Origin of the sequence: Mesorhizobium sp. CCNWLY176, from assembly GCF_037153935.1 — a bacterium.
Classification (GTDB): Bacteria; Pseudomonadota; Alphaproteobacteria; order Rhizobiales; family Rhizobiaceae; genus Mesorhizobium_M; species Mesorhizobium_M zhangyense.
In genome coordinates this window covers 129426-146269 of the sequence record NZ_JBBBDZ010000004.1, presented here as the reverse complement: position 1 = coordinate 146269, position 16844 = coordinate 129426, and the positions used below count along the sequence as shown (strand labels likewise).

Below are 16844 nucleotides of genomic sequence, written 5' to 3'. Positions count from 1 at the left end.
AGCGCCTGCCATGCCGTTGGGCATGCAGGACGCAATACTTCGCCACCGCGCAGCGGACGCTTGCCGCCGCGCGCTCATATTTTTGCAGTAACGATTCCGGTCACGCCGATCCGACTTGTTCGCCGGGCTTCTATCCGCTCTTTTGCACTGGCGCTGCCGTTTCTTAATTGCTGCTTGCGGCTACCTCCTGCCGGCTCAAGCCTTATTCTTGTTGTAGACGTCGAATACGACCGCGCCGAGCAGGACCATTCCCTTGATGACCTGCTGCCAGTCGATATTGATGCCCATTACGCCCATGCCGTTATTCATGATGCCCATGATAAAAGCGCCGATCACTGCGCCGGTCACCTGTCCAACGCCGCCCAGCGCCGATGCGCCGCCGACGAAGACAGCCGCGATGACGTCGAGTTCGAGGCCGGCGCCGGCCTTCGGCGTCGCCATGTTGAGGCGTGCCGAGTAGATCAGGCCGGCAAGTGCGGCCAGCATGCCCATGATGACGAAGATGTAGAAGGTGAGACGCTCGGTATGGATGCCGGAAAGTGCCGCCGCCTTGACGTTGCCGCCCATCGCGTAGATGCGCCGGCCGAAGGTCATGCGCTTGGTGATGAAGACGAACAGCGCGATCAGGATGCCCATGACCACCAGCACGTTCGGCAAGCCTTTGAACGACGCGAACTTGTACATCAGGAACAGCAGGATGCCGGCCATCACCAGATTCTTGATGACGAAGAAGGCGAATGGCTCGGCATCGTAGCCATGGCTCTCGCGGTCCCTGCGGCTTTTCAAGGCGAAGTAGAGCATCGCCAGAACGATGAGGATGCCGATCACCATTGTCGTCGAATGGAGGACGATGCCGGTGTTGGGTATCGGCGCGCCGGCGGCATTGAGCGTCGGCGCGACGAGCCGCAACGGCCCTATGACGTCGGGGATGAACCCGGCGCTCAGAAGCTGGAACAGCGGCGGAAAGGGCCCGACGGAACGGCCGCTGAGCACGTTGAGCAGCAGGCCCTTGAACACCAGCATGCCTGCCAGCGTCACGATGAAGGAGGGGATCTTCATGAAGGCGATGAAGTAGCCCTGTATGCCGCCGATGACAGCACCAGCCGCGATGCACAGGAAGCCGGCCAGCAGCGGATTCATGCCGTAGTCGACCATCAGAATCGCCGCGACAGCGCCGATGAATCCCGCGACGGCGCCGACCGAAAGGTCGATGTGGCCGGCGACGATCACCAGCAGCATGCCCAGCGCCATGACGATGATGTAGGAGTTCTGAAGGACGATATTCGTCAGGTTCACCGGCAGGAACAGGATGCCGTTGGTCATGACCTGGAAGAAGACCATGATGGCGACCAGCGCGAGAACGAGCCCGTACTCGCGCAGGTTCTCCTTCATTGCCTGCTGCATCGATGCCCTTGCGGCACTTACGCCCGGTGTGGCTTCGGTGCTCATGAGGCTGCCCTTTCCAACTGTTCTTCCCGGGCCGTGCCGCGCACGATCGCCCGCATGATCTTTTCCTGGCTGGCTTCGTGGCTTGCCAGTTCGCCGACGATACGACCCTCGTTCAGCACGTAGATACGGTCGCAGATACCCAGCAGTTCCGGCATTTCCGACGAGATGACAAGGATGCCCTTACCCTCGTCAGCCAGCTTGTTGATGATCGTGTAGATCTCATATTTCGCGCCGACATCGATGCCACGCGTCGGCTCGTCGAGGATCAGCATGTCAGGATTGGCGAACAGCCATTTCGACAGCACCACTTTCTGCTGGTTGCCGCCCGAAAGGTTGCCGGCGATCTGGTAGACGCTGGACGAGCGGATGTTCGTCTTCTTGCGGTACTCGTTGGCGACCTTCAGTTCGGCCATGTCATCGATGACGCCGCTTCTGGAGACGCCCGGCAGATTGGCGATAGTCACATTGTGCTTGATGTGGTCGATCAGGTTCAGCCCGTAGACCTTGCGGTCCTCGGTGGCATAGGCGAGGCCGCCGGCGACCGCCTTGCCGACGGTCGAGGTATCGGCGCGCTTGCCGTGCAGGAACACCTCGCCGCTGATGTTGGTGCCGTAGGTTTTCCCGAACACGCTCATGGCGAATTCGGTGCGCCCGGCGCCCATCAGCCCGGCAATGCCCACGACTTCGCCCTTGCGGACATTGAGATTGATGTTCTTGATAACCTGCCGCTCCGGATGCAGCGGGTGGTAGACCGACCAGTTCTTCACCTCGAAGATCGTCTCTCCGATCTTCGGCGTGCGCGATGGATAGCGGTTCTCGATCGAGCGGCCGACCATCGACGTCACGATGCGGTCCTCCGTGATGTCGGCCTTGTCCATCGTCTCGATCGACTGCCCGTCGCGGATGACGGTGATCTGGTCGGCGATGCGCTGAATCTCGTTCAGCTTGTGCGAGATCATGATCGAGGTCATGCCTTGCGCCTTGAACTCGAGCAAAAGGTCGAGCAGCGCATCACTGTCTTTTTCACTGAGACTTGCGGTCGGCTCGTCGAGGATCAGCAGCTTCACTTCCTTGGAGAGCGCCTTGGCGATCTCGACCAGCTGTTGCTTGCCGGTGCCGATGTTGGTGACCAGCGTGTCGGGATCTTCGCGCAAGCCCACTTTCCGCAGCAATTCCGAAGAGCGGCGGCGCACGGTGTTCCAATTGATGACGCCGTTCGTTGCCTGCTCGTTGCCGAGAAATATGTTTTCGCCGATCGACAGCAGCGGCACCAGCGCCAGTTCCTGATGGATGATGACGATACCGACCTTCTCGCTGTCATGGATGCCGTTGAAGCGGCATTCCTTGCCTTCGTAGTGGGTTTCGCCTTCATAGCTGCCGTACGGGTAAACGCCGGACAGGACCTTCATCAGCGTCGACTTGCCGGCTCCGTTCTCGCCACAGATCGCGTGGATGTCGCCGCGGCGAACCTTCAGGTTGACGTTTTCCAGCGCCTTGACGCCTGGAAACGTCTTCGTGATATCGCGCATTTCGAGGATTATGTCGTTCATCGTCCTGCTGTCCTGCTCCCATCCTCAGCTGCCGCAGGCCACGCACGTCGTCGCGACCGCAGCGTACACAAGGCAAGGGGATACCGGAAGGCCCGCTTACGGGCCTCCCGGCGTTTGTCGATTACTTCAGGTCTTCAGCCTTGATGTAGCCGGAGCCGACCACGATCTGCTCGTAGTTCGACTTGTCGACCGACACCGGGACGAGCAGGTAGGACGGAACCACCTTGACGCCGTTGTTGTAGGTCTTTTCGTCGTTGATTTCGGGCTTACCGCCCGAAAGAACGGCGTCCACCAGGTTCGCGGTGACCTTTGCCAGTTCGCGCGTGTCCTTGAACACGGTCGAATACTGTTCGCCGGTGATGATTGCCTTGACCGAAGGCACCTCGGCGTCCTGGCCGGAGATGATCGGCCATGGCTGCTCGGCAGAGCCGTAGCCGACGCCACGCAGCGACGAGATGATGCCACGCGACAGGCCGTCATAGGGAGCAAGAACCGCATCGACGCGGCTGCCATCGGAGTAGTTGGCCGACAGGATGTTATCCATGCGGGCCTGCGCGACCGCTGCGTCCCAGCGCAGCGTGCCGACCTTCTCCATGCCCGTCTGGCCTGACTTGACGACGAAGTCGCCCTTGTCGATCAGCGGCTGAAGGACGCTCATGGCGCCGTCATAGAAGAAGAACGCATTGTTGTCGTCCGGCGAACCACCAAACAGTTCGATGTTGAACGGACCCTTCTTCTCCGGATAGCCGAGGCCCTTGAGGATCGATTCGGCCTGAAGCACGCCGACCTTGAAGTTGTCGAAGGTGGTGTAATAGTCGACATTGCCACTGTCGCGGATCAGGCGGTCATAGGCGACGACCTTGACGCCCTTGTCGGCGGCCTGCTGCAGCACGGCCGACAGCGTGGTGCCGTCGATCGAGGCGACAACCAGCGCCTTGGCGTCCTTGGTGACCATGTTCTCGATCTGGGCGAGCTGGTTCGGGATATCGTCTTCGGCGTATTGCAGGTCGACGGTATAGCCCTTCGACTCCAGCGCGGCCTTCAGTTCATTGCCGTCGCTGATCCAGCGCAGCGAGGACTTTGTCGGCATGGCGATACCCACGAGGCCCTTTTCCTGTGCCGAGGCGGTATAGGTCATGGCGGCGAGGCCGAGCGCGAGCGCACCGACTAACGTCTTGATGATCTTCACTTTAATCTCTCCCTTGTGAAAATCGCAGCCGGCATTGCCGCCGGTGCGGCTCATCCCGGCCACTTAAGGCTCGGGCTGAAAACTCTGTGAAGCAAACTCCCATTTGGCCACGAGCTACGAATTCCTCCTTCGTGCAGCAAGCGACGGGCCCGAAGGTTCAGGATTTCGATATAACTGTCAAATGCAATTTCGATGGCATGATATATCAAAATCGATATACTTATGCCGTCGTAGGGATCACATAGCGGAGTAAGGGCTTATGCCAACCGGTCCGAAGCAGGGGCGTGTCCAGAACAGCTATGAGAGCGATGAAGGCCTGCTGCGAAGCGGGTTGAAGCTCCGTCATTTGCGCCTGACGGCAGCACTCGAAGAGCACGGCCAGATCAGCGCTGCGGCGCATGTCATGAATATTTCGCAGCCGGCAGCGTCGCGCATGATCGCTGAAATCGAAGCGATCCTCGGCGTCGAAATATGTGAGCGGCTGCCACGCGGCATCCGGCTGACGCCATTCGGCGAGGTTCTGGCGCGGCGCGCGCGGACAATTCTGCTTGAGATGCGCGAGGTGGACAGGGAAATTTCGGGCTTGAAGCAGGGCACGGGCGGGTCGGTTTTTCTCGGCGCCGTCACGGCTCCGGCAATCGAGCTCGCAGTGCCGGCCATCAGGAAGGTCAGGCAACGTCATCCGCGCATCGAGATCAGCGTGCAGATCGAGACCAGCGCGGTACTGGCCCGTGAACTGCTGGCGTCACGACATGATTTCATCATCGCGCGCATCCCTGACGATCTGAACCCGAGGCTGTTCGAGGCGCGTATCATAGGCGTCGAAAAGGCATGCCTGATTGCGCGCCGCGGTCATCCGCTTTCGACCGGCAAGACCATCGATCTGGATCAGCTCAGCCACTATGACTGGGTTTTCCAGCCCAGCGGCTCGCTGCTCAGGCAGACTGTGGAAGGCATTTTCGTCAGCCAGGGCGCGCCGCTGCCGGACCGCATCCTCAACACGAGCTCGCTGCTTCTGACCCTTGTGATGATCGCCCAGTCCGACGCGATCGCGCCGATCGCCATCGATGTCGCGCGCTTCGTCAACAGTCGGTCAGGGCTTGCCGGCTCCATCGACATTTTGCCCATACCCTTCGAGATCAATGTGCAGCCCTACAGCCTGATCAAGGTTCGCGACCGGACGCTCTCCCCAACTGCCGAAATGCTTTACGAGCAGATATTGCGGGAGATTTGACGGCTGCCGCCCTCGAAAGCCTGAAGCGTCAGGAATTGCGCAGATGCCGCTCTACGCTCTGCAGATGAATGCGCATTGCGGCTGCGGCGCCCGCTGTGTCGCGATGGGCGATGGCTTCCACGATCTGGTCATGCTCGGCGAAACTGTGGTGATCGTCCGGCGGGCGCACCGGGTTTTCGCGCAGCCGGCCCCACGTCACTTCCCGGCGCACGGCATTAAGCGTGTCGAGAAGACCGAGCAGAAGGCTGTTCTGCGTTGCCTCGCCGATGGTGCGATGAAGCTTGTTGTCCCACAGCTCATAATGCCGCCAACTGGGCGCCTGCCTCGTGCGGGTGACGCAATTGCGCATTTCCGCCACCAATGCAGGCGTTGCGTTGAGCGCTGCGCACCGGGCGATCTCAGGCTCGAAGGCGATGCGTGCGCCCATAACTTCGATCGGATTGGTGCGTCGTGCCATAGCGGTGACATCGGCCACCGTGTCGATGGGCCGGCTGCCGGTAAAGGTGCCCTTGCCGACATGACGCCACAACTGCCCTTCGGCCTCAAGCGCCGCCAGCGCCTTGCGCAACGCGGCGCGCCCCAGATCGAGCGTTTCGGCCAGCTCGCGTTCGGGCGGTAGCCGGCCATCGCTGGGCAACTCCATGCTTGCAAGGAATTGGCGCAGTTTCGTTGCGGCTGCCGTGTCGGCCAGAGTGACGCTCTTTCTAGGCATTTTTCAAAACCAATTACTATATTGGTTTGATATATAGCCGGCCTCCAATTGGCTGTCAATCACGTCAGTGAAGAGTTGGTCGCTGACTTTGTAAACTTATTATCTTATTGATTATATTTACCTATTATCGCTCTAAGGCAATGCAGGCAATCGATCTACGTCATGCGCCGACATCGCGACGTTGACATGCCGTGAAAAATCAATCTAGATTAATCTGTAATTGATATCGAATTGGTCTTGGAGGAGCGTTCGATGTTCAAGCTGGGAGGAGAAAACATGCACGGGTTGATCGACAAGTTTAGAAACATTACAGCCGTCTTCACGTTTGGAACTCTTTTGGTTGCCGCGCCGGTGTCTGCGCTGGCCGATCCGGTTCGGATCGCCTTCGGCGATATTGCGACGGTTGAATCACTGCATCTGCTGGTCGCCTTCGAACGCGCCAAGGAAGCCGGTGTGGACCTTCAGGTGACGTATCTCAAATCCGAAGACATTGCGGCTCAGGCCGTGGTCGGCGGGCAAGCAGACATTGGTGTCGGTGGGCCTTACTCGCTTATCCAGAAGGTCAAGGCGCCCGTCCGCATGTTCCTGCAGCTGAGCCAGTTGCGGTTCTACCCGGTGGTCAATTCAGAGTTCTACAAGGACTGGAAAGATCTAGACGGCCAGGAAATCGCCGTCCACTCGCGCGGTTCGGGCACCGAAGCGATCATGCGCCTGATGGCCGATACGCACGGCATCAAATATTCCAACATCTCCTATGTGCCGGGTGCCGAAGTGCGTACCGGCGCTCTCCTGCAAGGCAACGTCAAGGCGACAATCGTGGACTCGTCAGGCAAGCGCATCCTTGAAGACAAGGCGCCGGGCAAATTCGTCTTCCTGCCGCTCGGCGACGTGAGCGCCACCGACGAAGCGCTGTTTGCCAACACGGCGTTCCTGGAGAAAAATCCTGAAGACGTGGCTAAGCTGGTCGAAGCCATTCTTTCGACCTGGCGCGATATTGCCGCTGATCCCAAGTCGATCGTCGCGCTGCGCGAAAAATACAATCTGCTGCCGGACGCCACCTCGGATATGGTGGCCGACATCGAACCCTATTTCACCGAGGCAGCCGCCCTCGGCCTGCCGGTGAATGGCGGTGGCGCGGACGCTGCCAAGGACGATTTCGAGTTCTACACGATCTCGGGTGCTCTCGAAGGCAAGGCCGAGGAACTCAAGGTCGAGGACTTCTGGGCGCTCGGACCGCTCGATACCGCTATCGCCAAGCTCGGCACGAAATAGGGCAGGCGGAATGTCTTCATCGCTCAAACTGATCGATGTGACCGGGGCCGACAAAGCCCCGGTCAATATCGGCCAAGCTCTCGGTCGCTTATTCGAAAAAGTGCCGGCACTATGGACGCTGGCGTCCTTGGCTCTTCTGTTCGGAGCCTGGGAGATTGCCGGGCTGGTCCCGATCAGCATCGCCTTTCCGACCTTTACCTCGACTGTCGCCGTCTTCGTGGAGATGGTTCTCGATGGTACGATGGGTCACGCATACTTCCTGACCTTGCAGCCATTGCTGCTCGGCGTTGCCGTCTCGGCGGTGCTGGGTATCGTGCTCGGCATTCTGATGGGACTGTCGCTCAAGGCCGAGTGGTTGCTGGCACCCGTCTTCATCGTGCTGCAGGCCGCGCCGATGGCAGCGCTGGTGCCGCTGGTGACGTTCATCTACGGCATCGGGCTGACGGCGAAGACATTGGCGGTCATCATGCTGGCATTGCCCGTGATCGTGCTGAATTCCTACAAGGCCGTTCGCCACGTCAATCCATCGCTGGTGGCCATGTGCCGCTCGTTTCAGGGAACGCGCTTCCAGCAGATCATGAAGATCATCATCCCTGACGCGTCTCCGGTCATTTTTGCCGGGCTGCGGCTGGGCATCGCCGCCGGCTTCATCGGCGTCATGCTGGCCGAGCTGCTGATCACGCCGACCGGCGTCGGCGACCTCATAACCTATCACCGGTCCATCGCGAACTACGCACATATGTATGCGGCGGTGGCGTCTATCATCGTCGTATCGACCGTGACGCTTGCAGCCCTGCAGTGGTTCGAGATTCGGTTCCTGCGCCCCGAAAAAAGGAAGAGGTGACATGCAGCAAGCTGCTCGCTCCACCATAAAAGCTGCCACTACAAACGATGAGGCGATCGTTCAGGTTCGCGGCATCGACAAGACCTACGGCGACATAGAGGCATTGCGTAACGTCGATCTGGAATTCTCGCGCGGCAAGCTGACCACGCTGCTGGGTCCGTCCGGCTGCGGCAAGACCACGCTGCTCAAGATCATAGCCGGCCTGGTGCCTGCGACTGCCGGCGAAATCCGGGTCAACGGCCGCGTCGTGACCGGTCCCGGCCCCGAACGCGCCTTTGTGTTCCAGGATTTTGCCCTGATGCCGTGGGCGACCGTCATGCGCAACGTGGCGTTCGGCCTTGAGCTGCGCGGTGTCAACGCTGCCGAACGCAAGCGCATAGCGACCCACTATATCGAGGAAGTCGGTCTCGTCGGCTTCGAGGACAAGTATCCGCATGAGCTTTCCGGCGGCATGCGCCAGCGCGTCGGCATCGCAAGAGCTTTCTCGGTCAACGCCGACGTTCTGCTGCTCGACGAGCCGTTCTCGGCAGTTGATGAGCAGAACCGCCGCAAGTTTCAGGAAGATCTCCTGCGGCTGGTGGATCTGGAGAAGAAGACTTTTATCTTCGTCACACACTCCATCGAGGAGGCCGTCTATGTCTCCGACCGCATCGTGCTTCTGTCGCCGCGGCCGGGCCGCATATCGCAGATCATAGATCCGAAAATCGACCGAAGCGCTTCGCCCGACGACATCCGCCGCGACCCAGGCTACCTCAACACCGTCGAGGAAATCTGGGACGGGCTCAGGCATTATGTGGATTGAGGCGCGGTCATGACGATTTTCGGTTTTCGTGTTCCGATGATGGCCTCGCTCATCGTGTGGGCGATCCTTTGGGAGATCGTCGGTCGGCTCGACCTGATTTTCCTGATCCCGCCGATGAGTTCCATCATCGAAACCGGTGTGCATCTGGTCCAGACCAATTCCTGGCAGAATGCCTCCATCATCACCCTGCGCAGCTTTGCCATCGGCATGGCACTGGCGATCGGCATCGGCGTCCCGCTCGGCATATTGATGGGACGGTTCAAGGCGGTCGACAATCTGATGGGCCTGTGGGTCAACATGTTCGTCAGCGCGCCGCTGTCGGCACTGGTTCCGGTGCTGATGATCCTCTTCGGTCTCGGCGAAACGACCGTGGTCGTCACGGTATTTCTGTTCGCGGTCTGGATCATCGTTCTTGACGCGCGGGCAGGGGTGATGCAGGTGCCGCCTTCGCTTGTCGAGATGGGCCGAAGCTATGGCGCGAATGGCTGGGTGTTGTTCAGCAAGATCATCCTTCTGTCTGCCTTGCCGGAGATACTGGCAGGCATCCGCATCGGACTTATCCGCGGTGTCAAAGGCGTCGTCATCGGCCAGATCCTCGTCTCGATCCTCGGCTATGGCGAACTGTTCGAACTCTTCTCCCGCAGCTTTGAAATGGAAAGCTTCTGGGCCCTGACCATCATCCTCTTCGCGGCAGCGATGCTTCTGTCCGCGCTCATAGAAACCTTCGAAAAACGCATCGAATACTACGCAGGAGCGAGATAATGAACGTGCATACCCCAACCAACTATCTGTTTGCGCCGCTGGCGGTGCCGACGCTGCCAATCGTCGGAAGCGATGCGCTGTTTCCGGTTCACCGTATCTATTGCGTCGGGCGCAACTTTGCCGACCATGCCATCGAGATGGGCCATGATCCCAACCGCGAGCCGCCCTTCTTCTTCCAGAAGAACCCGGATACGCTTGTGCTTTCCGGCCAGGATTTCCCCTATCCTTCCCAGACCAGCGACGTCCATCACGAGATCGAACTGGTCGTGGCGCTGAACAAGGGTGGCACCAACATTCCGCTGGAAAGCGCGATGGACCATGTCTTCGGCTATGGTGTCGGTCTCGACATGACGCGCCGCGACCTGCAGGGCGAGGCCAAGAAGCTCGGGCGTCCGTGGGAAACCGGCAAGGCATTCGAAGCGTCGGCACCGTGCACGCCGCTCGTTCCGGCCTCAAAGATCGGTCATCCGACGGAAGGTGCGATCTGGGTCAAGGTCAACGGCCAGCTTCGCCAGAGCGGCGATCTCAACCAGATGATCTGGAAGGTGCCGGAAATGATTTCCTATCTGTCCGGGCTGTTCACGCTGCAGGCCGGCGATCTGATCTTTGCGGGAACGCCTGCCGGCGTCGGTGCGGTGGTGCGCGGCGACGAGATGCACGGCGCTGTCGAAGGCGTTGGCGAAATCCACACCCGCGTCGCCTGACTTTCAGAGCGATCCAGATAGAGCATGATCCCGAAAAGTTGCAGACTTTTCGGACAAGATCATGCTTCAAAATCAATATCCTAGAGTGAGATGACGATTCAAGGAAACGTCACCTCAATCTAGGGCAAGGATCATGGAGATCCTTGCCCTATGACCTCGTCGGTATTCGCCAGCAATTTGCGGACCGCGTTGCGCGCCGTATTGGGCCGCTGCAAGCGAATGCTCTTCTCGATGTTTTCATGGAGCCTCTGCGCGCGTTGCAGGCTTTCCCCCTCTCGGGTGACATGCACGAAGAGGTGGTTGAGCGCGGATTCGATCAGCACGCCGAGCGGCACGAGCAGATCGTTGCCTGACGCACGCAGGATGGCTACATGGAACCTCGTATCCGCCTGGGTTCGCTGCTGAAGCGACCCGGCGTGCTCCATATCGTGCAGCGCCTGGCTGATCTCAGCCATTTGTTCGTCGGTGCGGCGCTGTGCTGCCAAGGCGGTCGCTTCGGGCTCTATGATGTGCCGGAATTCCTGCACCGTCCGGAGAAAGACTTCGCGGTCCGGCGAGGCGGCGTACCAGCTCAAAACATCGCGATCCAAGAGGTTCCAGCGATCACGGGGCTGGACCCGGCTGCCGATTTTCGGGCGTGAGCTGAGCAGGCCCTTGGCCATCAGCATCTTGATGGCTTCGCGTACCGCCGAGCGGCTGGCGTTGAACATCTCGGTCCAGTTCGCCTCGTTCGGCAGGATGGTGCCCGGCGGGTAGTCGCCACGAACGATGCGCAGCCCGATCTCGCTGGCCAGTGACGCGGGCACGCTAGATTTTGCGACGCGATCGGAGTTCGAACCGCCCTTCGGACGCGGCTTGTCCGTGATCGCAGCGCTAGCTGGCTTCCTGGCCTTTCTGGATTTCGGCTCCGCCATATTTACTCAATTGTCCTTGCAAGTTTGTGCCGCAGCACGCAGCTGGCGGGATAGATATGGTGCAGATCAACTCTGCCGCACGTATTTCCGCCAACTGTGCTGGGGCCGGAAACCGAGCAATTCCCTGACCTTGCGGTCCGCCAGCAGCGTCTCGAATTCGCCGATCTCGCGCTTCAACGGCACCCCAGGATAGAAGCGGTCGAGCAACTCCCTGGTGGGCAGGTCCGACGACGTGTCATCATTGGCCGCATTGAACACCTGATAGCCGAGACCATCCTTCTCAACCGCAAGATTGGTGATCTGGCCGAGGTCGCGTGCGTCGATATAGCTCCAGGCGATCCTTTTGCGAAAACCGGGATCGGCAAACCATTTCGGAAACAGGTCATATTCATGCGGCTCGATTACGTTGCCTATGCGCAAGGCATAGATGTCGGCACCGCTGCGCAGGGCAAAGGCGCGTGCGGTCTGCTCGTTGACGATCTTGGAGAGCGCATAGCTGTCCATCGGATCGACGTCATATTCCTCGTCGAGGGGGAAATAGCGCGGGCTACGCGGCTCGTTGGCAAAGACAAGCCCATAGGTGGTCTCGCTCGATGCTATGACGATCTTGCGGACGCCGAGCTTCACCGCCGCCTCGATCACATTGTAGGTGCCGAGCGCGTTGATGCGGAAGACTTCGTTGTCCGGCGTGATCATGATGCGGGGGATCGCGGCAAAATGAACGACGGCGTCGATGGGTTGCGGCCGCAATGATGGGTCGAACTCGTGCAGCCCGGTATAGCTCGACAGCGCATTGAAAACCTGCCCGCTGTCGGTGATGTCTGTGATGAGTGTGCGGACCTTGGGATTGTCGAGCGGCTTGGTGTCGAGATTGAGCACCTGATGGCCTTGTTCGACAAGGTACTGGACGACGTGCCGCCCGGCCTTGCCGCTGCCTCCGGTGAATATGATCCTCTTCGACATTTTGTCCTCCACATTCTGCGCGATCGGTAGATATTGTCAGACAAACACGGTTTCCGGGAGCACCACTTCGTCGCAGGCCGCGAGCATGAAGTGGAAGAACGCCGGCGATGCCAGAGCTGAATCCAACGTGCGACAAGGTAAGCAAGGAAGATGAGCATGACTGCGAACGCAAGCGAACAAATCGGTTTCATCGGCCTTGGCCTCATGGGCCACGGCATGGCGAAGAACATCGTCGAAAAGGGCTATCCGCTGACATTCCTGGGCCGCAAGAACCGTGCGCCAGCCGAGGATATGATCGCCCGTGGTGCAACCGAGGCCTCCTCGCCGACCGAGGTCGCGGCGCGCTCCACCGTTGTCTTCATATGCGTCACCGGTTCGCGGCAGGTGGAAGAGATCATTCGCGGAGCGGGCGGGCTCAAGGCCGGACTGAAGCCCGGATCGGTTGTGGTCGACTGCTCTACAGCCGATCCGGTTTCGACGATGGCGCTTGCCACTGAGCTCGCCGAGCTTGATATCGCCTATGTCGACGCGCCTTTGAGCCGTACGCCGAAGGAGGCCTGGGAAGGCACGCTGGACACGATGGTCGGCGCTTCCGACGAACTCTTTAAGCGGTTGAAGCCGGTACTGGACACATGGGCCGGGCGCGTCGTTCATATCGGCGGAACGGGCGATGGCCATCGCATGAAGCTCCTGAACAATTTCGTCTCGCTCGGCTATGCCGCGCTTTACGCCGAAGCCTTGGCGCTGGCGCAGAAAGTGGGTATTTCGCCATCGCGCTTCGACAGCGTCATACGCAACGGACGCATGGATTGCGGCTTCTATCAGACCTTCATGCGCTGGACGCTGGAAGGCGATCGTGATGCTCATAAGTTCTCCATCGCCAACGCCTTGAAGGATATGACCTATCTGGAGGCAATGGCTGAATCCGTCGGCATGGCAAATCCGCTCGGCAACGCCGCCAAGAACTCCTTTGCTGGAGCATCTGCTGCAGGCAAAGCCGACCAGTTCGTTCCAATGCTGGCTACGCATATCGGCAGCGTCAACGGTGTCGACCTGTCGCCATCAAAGCCGGCTTGAAGCAGCCTGCGTGACCACGATATCGAAAGCGTCGGTTCGGGCGTCTGGAAACACAGACGCCCGAAACGGAATGGAGCTACTTCTGAATGCAGGTGTCGACCGTGTCCTTGGTGCATTCGTCGAGGCCGGTGAAAACCGGATCTTCGACCGGCTTGCCGGCAATGAGATCCATCATCACCGTCGGTGCCTTGTAACCCATCTCGAACGGACGCTGGCCGACGAGTGCCGTGACAAGGCCTTCCTTGGCAATTGCCACTTCGTCGCCGATGGTGTCGGCCGCACCGATGACGAATTCATTGCTGGCGATCTTGTCGGCCAATGGCTTGAACAGATCGCGATAGGGCTGCGGTGCCCCGAACAATGGCCAGCCGCCCATGATACCGAAGGCATCCAGGTCAGGATTTGCGGCGAGGATGTCGGTCATGGCCTGGACGCCCTTGGCGCCATCGTCATTGGTGAAGACCGGGCAGCCTGCGACTTCCGTCCAGCCGCCTTCGCCCTTCAGTTCGGTCAGGCCCTTCTGGCCGGTGAGTGTATCGCGCATACCCTGGGCGCGGCGCAGGATGTTGTCGGCGCCCGGATTGCCTTCGATCGTGCAGATCTTGCCGCCCTTCGGCTTGCCCTTCTTGATGTATTCGCCGATGCGCGCACCCATCAGGTAGTTGTCGGTGCCGAGATAGGTTTTGCGCAGTGCGGAATCTTCGGCGGCGAGATCGGCGTCGAGCGTCATGACCGGAACTGACGGATTGGCCGTCTTCAGGGTCTGGGCAATCAGCTTGGCGTTGGACGGCGAGATGGCAATCGCGGCGGTGTCCGCCTTGCCCAGCATGTCTTGCACGATCTGCGCCTCACCGGCCTCGTCCGAGGTCGATGCCGGACCGGTGTAGAAGCACTCATATTCCGCGTCCGCGTTTTCCTTGTTCCACTTCTGGCAGCCCTGGTTGATGGCCTCGAAGAATGGATTGTCCAGGCCCTTCACAACGATGACGAGCTGTTTCTTGGCCAGCGCCTGTCCGGCACTGAGTGCCAGAACGGCGGTTGCGAGCAGTAATGCCTTCCTCATTGGTTCCTCCCTTGAAAAAGACGGACACCGCGTGTCCGCTACTCAAAATCAAACCGGATGCCAGGCAATGCGACGATCTTTTCGAAAGCCCGCAGTGCCAGGCTGAGCCGATAAGCATTTCCAGATCGTATTAAGTCTGCCGGTACGGCCGGCATCTGATTTTCTTGCAAGCTTTGCGTCGATAGTCGACGCGCTTGATATTCAGGTGGAGCCGAGGCCTTGAAAATACGCTCCACGCCTTGCCCGAGCGACGGCGGCAAGCCTTGGCATGCTCTTCCTCGTAGGGGTCAGCTAATAACGGTGTGCTTCGCACGTCAACGGCTATTTGTCCTACAAATGAGCTTTCTGCCTTACGCCCTTCGATTTATCAGACAATTGATTGACGCTGTGGCGCGGTTTTGCGTAAATGCACGCTATCGCCCACCTGGGAGGAGACCGGGAAAGCGAGATCGCGACGGCTCCGCGTCAAAGACTATCCGCTTGAAAGCGGTGGCGGGCTTGCAGGTTTCGGGAGGCTGGAAGGCGCGTGGCGGTTCTCGAACTGACCAACATTTCCAAACATTTCGGCGCCATCCAGGCGGTGAATGATGTTTCGTTTTCGATCGAGGCAGGCCAGGTGGTTGGCCTGATGGGCGACAACGGGGCCGGCAAGTCCACCCTGGTCAAGATGATTGCCGGCAATTTCCGGCCCAGCCACGGCACTATGCAACTCGACGGTGCCGAGCTCATTTTGCATCGGCCGGTTGAAGCGCGGCAGCATGGCATCGAGATCGTTCATCAGGACCTTGCGCTCTGCAACAATCTGACGGCTGCGGCCAATGTCTTTCTTGGACGCGAATTGCGCCGCGGCTTCGGGCCGCTGCGCGTGCTCGACTACAAGGCGATGTACAGCCGCGCCGGTGAAATATTCAGGGAGCTGAAGTCCGAGACGCGCCCGCGCGATCTTGTCAGGCAGATGTCGGGCGGCCAGAGGCAGGCGGTGGCGATTGCGCGCACCATGCTGTCGGAAGCAAAGATCGTGCTGATGGACGAGCCGACGGCGGCGATTTCGGTGCGTCAGGTGGCGGAAGTGCTGAACCTGATCCGCCACCTGCGCGATCGGGGCATCGCGGTCGTTTTGATCAGCCATCGCATGCCGGACGTGTTCGACGTTGCCGACCGGGTCATCGTCATGCGGCGAGGCAGGAAAGTTGCGGACAAGCAGATCGGGGCGAGTTCGCCTGAGGAAGTGACGGGACTTATCACCGGTGCCATCGAACAGGTGTGATCGACGCTGTTCATGGGGCTCGGAAAGAAACGAAGGTCGACGATGGCTATCACCCTTGACCAGACGATTGGACAGAAGCAGCAGAGCTGGCTTGCGGCTATACTGGGCAGCCAGACTTTCTGGGTGCTGATCGCCGTCATCCTGGCCTGCATTTTCCTGTCTTTCGCCACCGACTCCTTTGCCACGACGAAGAACCTCTACAACATCACCCGCAACGTCACTTTCGTCGCGATCATCGCGCTCGGCATGACGCTGGTCATCATCACCGGCGGCATCGATCTGTCCGTCGGCTCCGTGCTTTGCCTGTGCAGCATGGTGCTGGCCGTCGTCATGCATGCCGGCTACGGCATCGAGGTCGGCATTGCCGCCTCGATCGGCACGGCGCTTCTGATCGGGGCATTCAACGGCATATTGATCGCCTATCTCGGCTTTCCGCCATTCGTCGTCACGCTCGGCATGCTGTCGATCGCCCGCAGTCTGGCGATGGTCGCATCCAACAATACCGTCGTCTTCGAGTTCGGACCCGATCACGACAAGCTGCTGGCGCTGGGCGGCGGGGCCTGGTTTTTCGGCATCGCCAATCCGGTGCTCTACATGATCGTTCTGGCGCTCATTACCGGCTTCGTGCTGCGCTGGACCAGGTTCGGCCGCTACGTCTTCGCCATCGGCGGCAATGAACATGCGGCAACGCTTACCGGTGTCCCGGTGAAAAGGATCAAGGTTGCCGTCTACATGATTTCCGCTCTGTCGGCAGGCATTGCCGGCATCATTCAAACGGGTTGGCTCGGCGCGGTGACCACCAATATCGGCGCCGGAATGGAACTGCAGGTCATTGCCGCTGCCGTCATCGGCGGTGCCAATTTGGCAGGCGGGGCAGGCACGGCCTTTGGGGCGCTCATAGGGGCGGCGTTGATCGAGGTCATTCGCAACAGCCTTGGCCTGCTCGGCATCAACGCGTTCTGGCAGGGCACCTTCATCGGCGGTGCTATCGTGTTTGCCGTTCTGTTCGATCGCATCCGCAACTTTCGGCAGAGCGAATAGT

The 16844-nt window shown here is 59.7% G+C and carries 16 protein-coding genes; 9 read left to right on the top strand and 7 right to left on the bottom strand.

Annotation, left to right across the window (positions count from 1 at the left end):
- Nucleotides 1–195 precede the first annotated feature (195 nt).
- The 3 genes from mmsB to chvE form a co-directional block, all read right to left on the bottom strand.
- A complete protein-coding gene (gene mmsB, locus WBQ96_RS08400; RefSeq protein WP_165119309.1) occupies nucleotides 196–1449 on the bottom strand; it encodes a multiple monosaccharide ABC transporter permease in 1254 nt (417 codons plus the stop codon).
- Complete coding sequence (gene mmsA, locus WBQ96_RS08395; RefSeq protein ID WP_165119310.1) at nucleotides 1446–2999, bottom strand: multiple monosaccharide ABC transporter ATP-binding protein; 1554 nt, start codon at nucleotides 2997–2999, stop codon at nucleotides 1446–1448. The genes mmsB and mmsA overlap by 4 nt, the downstream gene beginning before the upstream one ends.
- 121 nt (nucleotides 3000–3120) lie before the next feature.
- A complete protein-coding gene (gene chvE, locus WBQ96_RS08390; RefSeq protein WP_091911137.1) occupies nucleotides 3121–4188 on the bottom strand; it encodes a multiple monosaccharide ABC transporter substrate-binding protein in 1068 nt (355 codons plus the stop codon).
- Nucleotides 4189–4447: 259 nt separating this feature from the next.
- Here chvE and WBQ96_RS08385 point away from each other — a divergent pair, with 259 nt between their 5' ends.
- On the top strand, nucleotides 4448–5422 hold the full coding sequence (locus tag WBQ96_RS08385) for a LysR family transcriptional regulator (protein WP_165119311.1): 975 nt from the start codon (nucleotides 4448–4450) through the stop codon (nucleotides 5420–5422).
- A gap of 28 nt (nucleotides 5423–5450) precedes the next feature.
- Here the strand turns inward: WBQ96_RS08385 and WBQ96_RS08380 are convergent, their stop codons facing one another.
- Nucleotides 5451–6134, bottom strand: a complete 684-nt coding sequence (locus WBQ96_RS08380) for a FadR/GntR family transcriptional regulator (protein WP_165119312.1) — start codon at nucleotides 6132–6134, stop codon at nucleotides 5451–5453.
- Between the two features lie 252 nt (nucleotides 6135–6386).
- On the opposite strand from WBQ96_RS08380, the gene WBQ96_RS08375 reads away from it, so the two are divergent.
- From WBQ96_RS08375 to WBQ96_RS08355, 5 genes are read left to right on the top strand one after another with little or no spacing between them, the layout of a single operon-like run.
- A complete protein-coding gene (locus tag WBQ96_RS08375) occupies nucleotides 6387–7406 on the top strand; it encodes an ABC transporter substrate-binding protein (RefSeq protein ID WP_336549118.1) in 1020 nt (339 codons plus the stop codon).
- 10 nt (nucleotides 7407–7416) lie between these two features.
- Nucleotides 7417–8250: an ABC transporter permease gene (locus tag WBQ96_RS08370; protein WP_336549111.1), complete on the top strand. Its 834-nt coding sequence runs from the start codon at nucleotides 7417–7419 to the stop codon at nucleotides 8248–8250.
- Nucleotide 8251: 1 nt separating this feature from the next.
- On the top strand, nucleotides 8252–9052 hold the full coding sequence (locus WBQ96_RS08365; RefSeq protein WP_336549108.1) for an ABC transporter ATP-binding protein: 801 nt from the start codon (nucleotides 8252–8254) through the stop codon (nucleotides 9050–9052).
- A 9-nt stretch (nucleotides 9053–9061) separates the two neighbouring features.
- On the top strand, nucleotides 9062–9814 hold the full coding sequence (locus tag WBQ96_RS08360) for an ABC transporter permease (RefSeq protein WP_336549106.1): 753 nt from the start codon (nucleotides 9062–9064) through the stop codon (nucleotides 9812–9814).
- Complete coding sequence (locus tag WBQ96_RS08355) at nucleotides 9814–10518, top strand: fumarylacetoacetate hydrolase family protein (protein ID WP_336549104.1); 705 nt, start codon at nucleotides 9814–9816, stop codon at nucleotides 10516–10518. Before WBQ96_RS08360 ends, WBQ96_RS08355 begins: the two co-directional genes overlap by 1 nt.
- 131 nt (nucleotides 10519–10649) lie before the next feature.
- Here the strand turns inward: WBQ96_RS08355 and WBQ96_RS08350 are convergent, their stop codons facing one another.
- Nucleotides 10650–11432, bottom strand: a complete 783-nt coding sequence (locus WBQ96_RS08350) for a FadR/GntR family transcriptional regulator (protein WP_336549103.1) — start codon at nucleotides 11430–11432, stop codon at nucleotides 10650–10652.
- A 66-nt stretch (nucleotides 11433–11498) separates the two neighbouring features.
- Nucleotides 11499–12395 carry an NAD-dependent epimerase/dehydratase family protein gene (locus WBQ96_RS08345; RefSeq protein WP_336549102.1) on the bottom strand — a complete coding sequence of 299 codons (897 nt, stop codon included), beginning with the start codon at nucleotides 12393–12395 and terminating at the stop codon, nucleotides 11499–11501.
- Between the two features lie 150 nt (nucleotides 12396–12545).
- Here WBQ96_RS08345 and WBQ96_RS08340 point away from each other — a divergent pair, with 150 nt between their 5' ends.
- Nucleotides 12546–13472: an NAD(P)-dependent oxidoreductase gene (locus WBQ96_RS08340; RefSeq protein WP_165119319.1), complete on the top strand. Its 927-nt coding sequence runs from the start codon at nucleotides 12546–12548 to the stop codon at nucleotides 13470–13472.
- A gap of 76 nt (nucleotides 13473–13548) precedes the next feature.
- Here the strand turns inward: WBQ96_RS08340 and WBQ96_RS08335 are convergent, their stop codons facing one another.
- The gene (locus WBQ96_RS08335; protein WP_165119320.1) at nucleotides 13549–14535 is read right to left on the bottom strand and encodes a substrate-binding domain-containing protein; all 987 of its coding nucleotides are present in this window, start codon (nucleotides 14533–14535) and stop codon (nucleotides 13549–13551) included.
- A gap of 526 nt (nucleotides 14536–15061) precedes the next feature.
- Here WBQ96_RS08335 and WBQ96_RS08330 point away from each other — a divergent pair.
- Together WBQ96_RS08330 and WBQ96_RS08325 are read left to right on the top strand one after the other, a co-directional pair.
- Nucleotides 15062–15802 carry an ATP-binding cassette domain-containing protein gene (locus tag WBQ96_RS08330; protein ID WP_336549098.1) on the top strand — a complete coding sequence of 247 codons (741 nt, stop codon included), beginning with the start codon at nucleotides 15062–15064 and terminating at the stop codon, nucleotides 15800–15802.
- Between the two features lie 42 nt (nucleotides 15803–15844).
- Nucleotides 15845–16843, top strand: a complete 999-nt coding sequence (locus WBQ96_RS08325; protein ID WP_336549096.1) for an ABC transporter permease — start codon at nucleotides 15845–15847, stop codon at nucleotides 16841–16843.
- Nucleotide 16844: the final 1 nt, after the last annotated feature.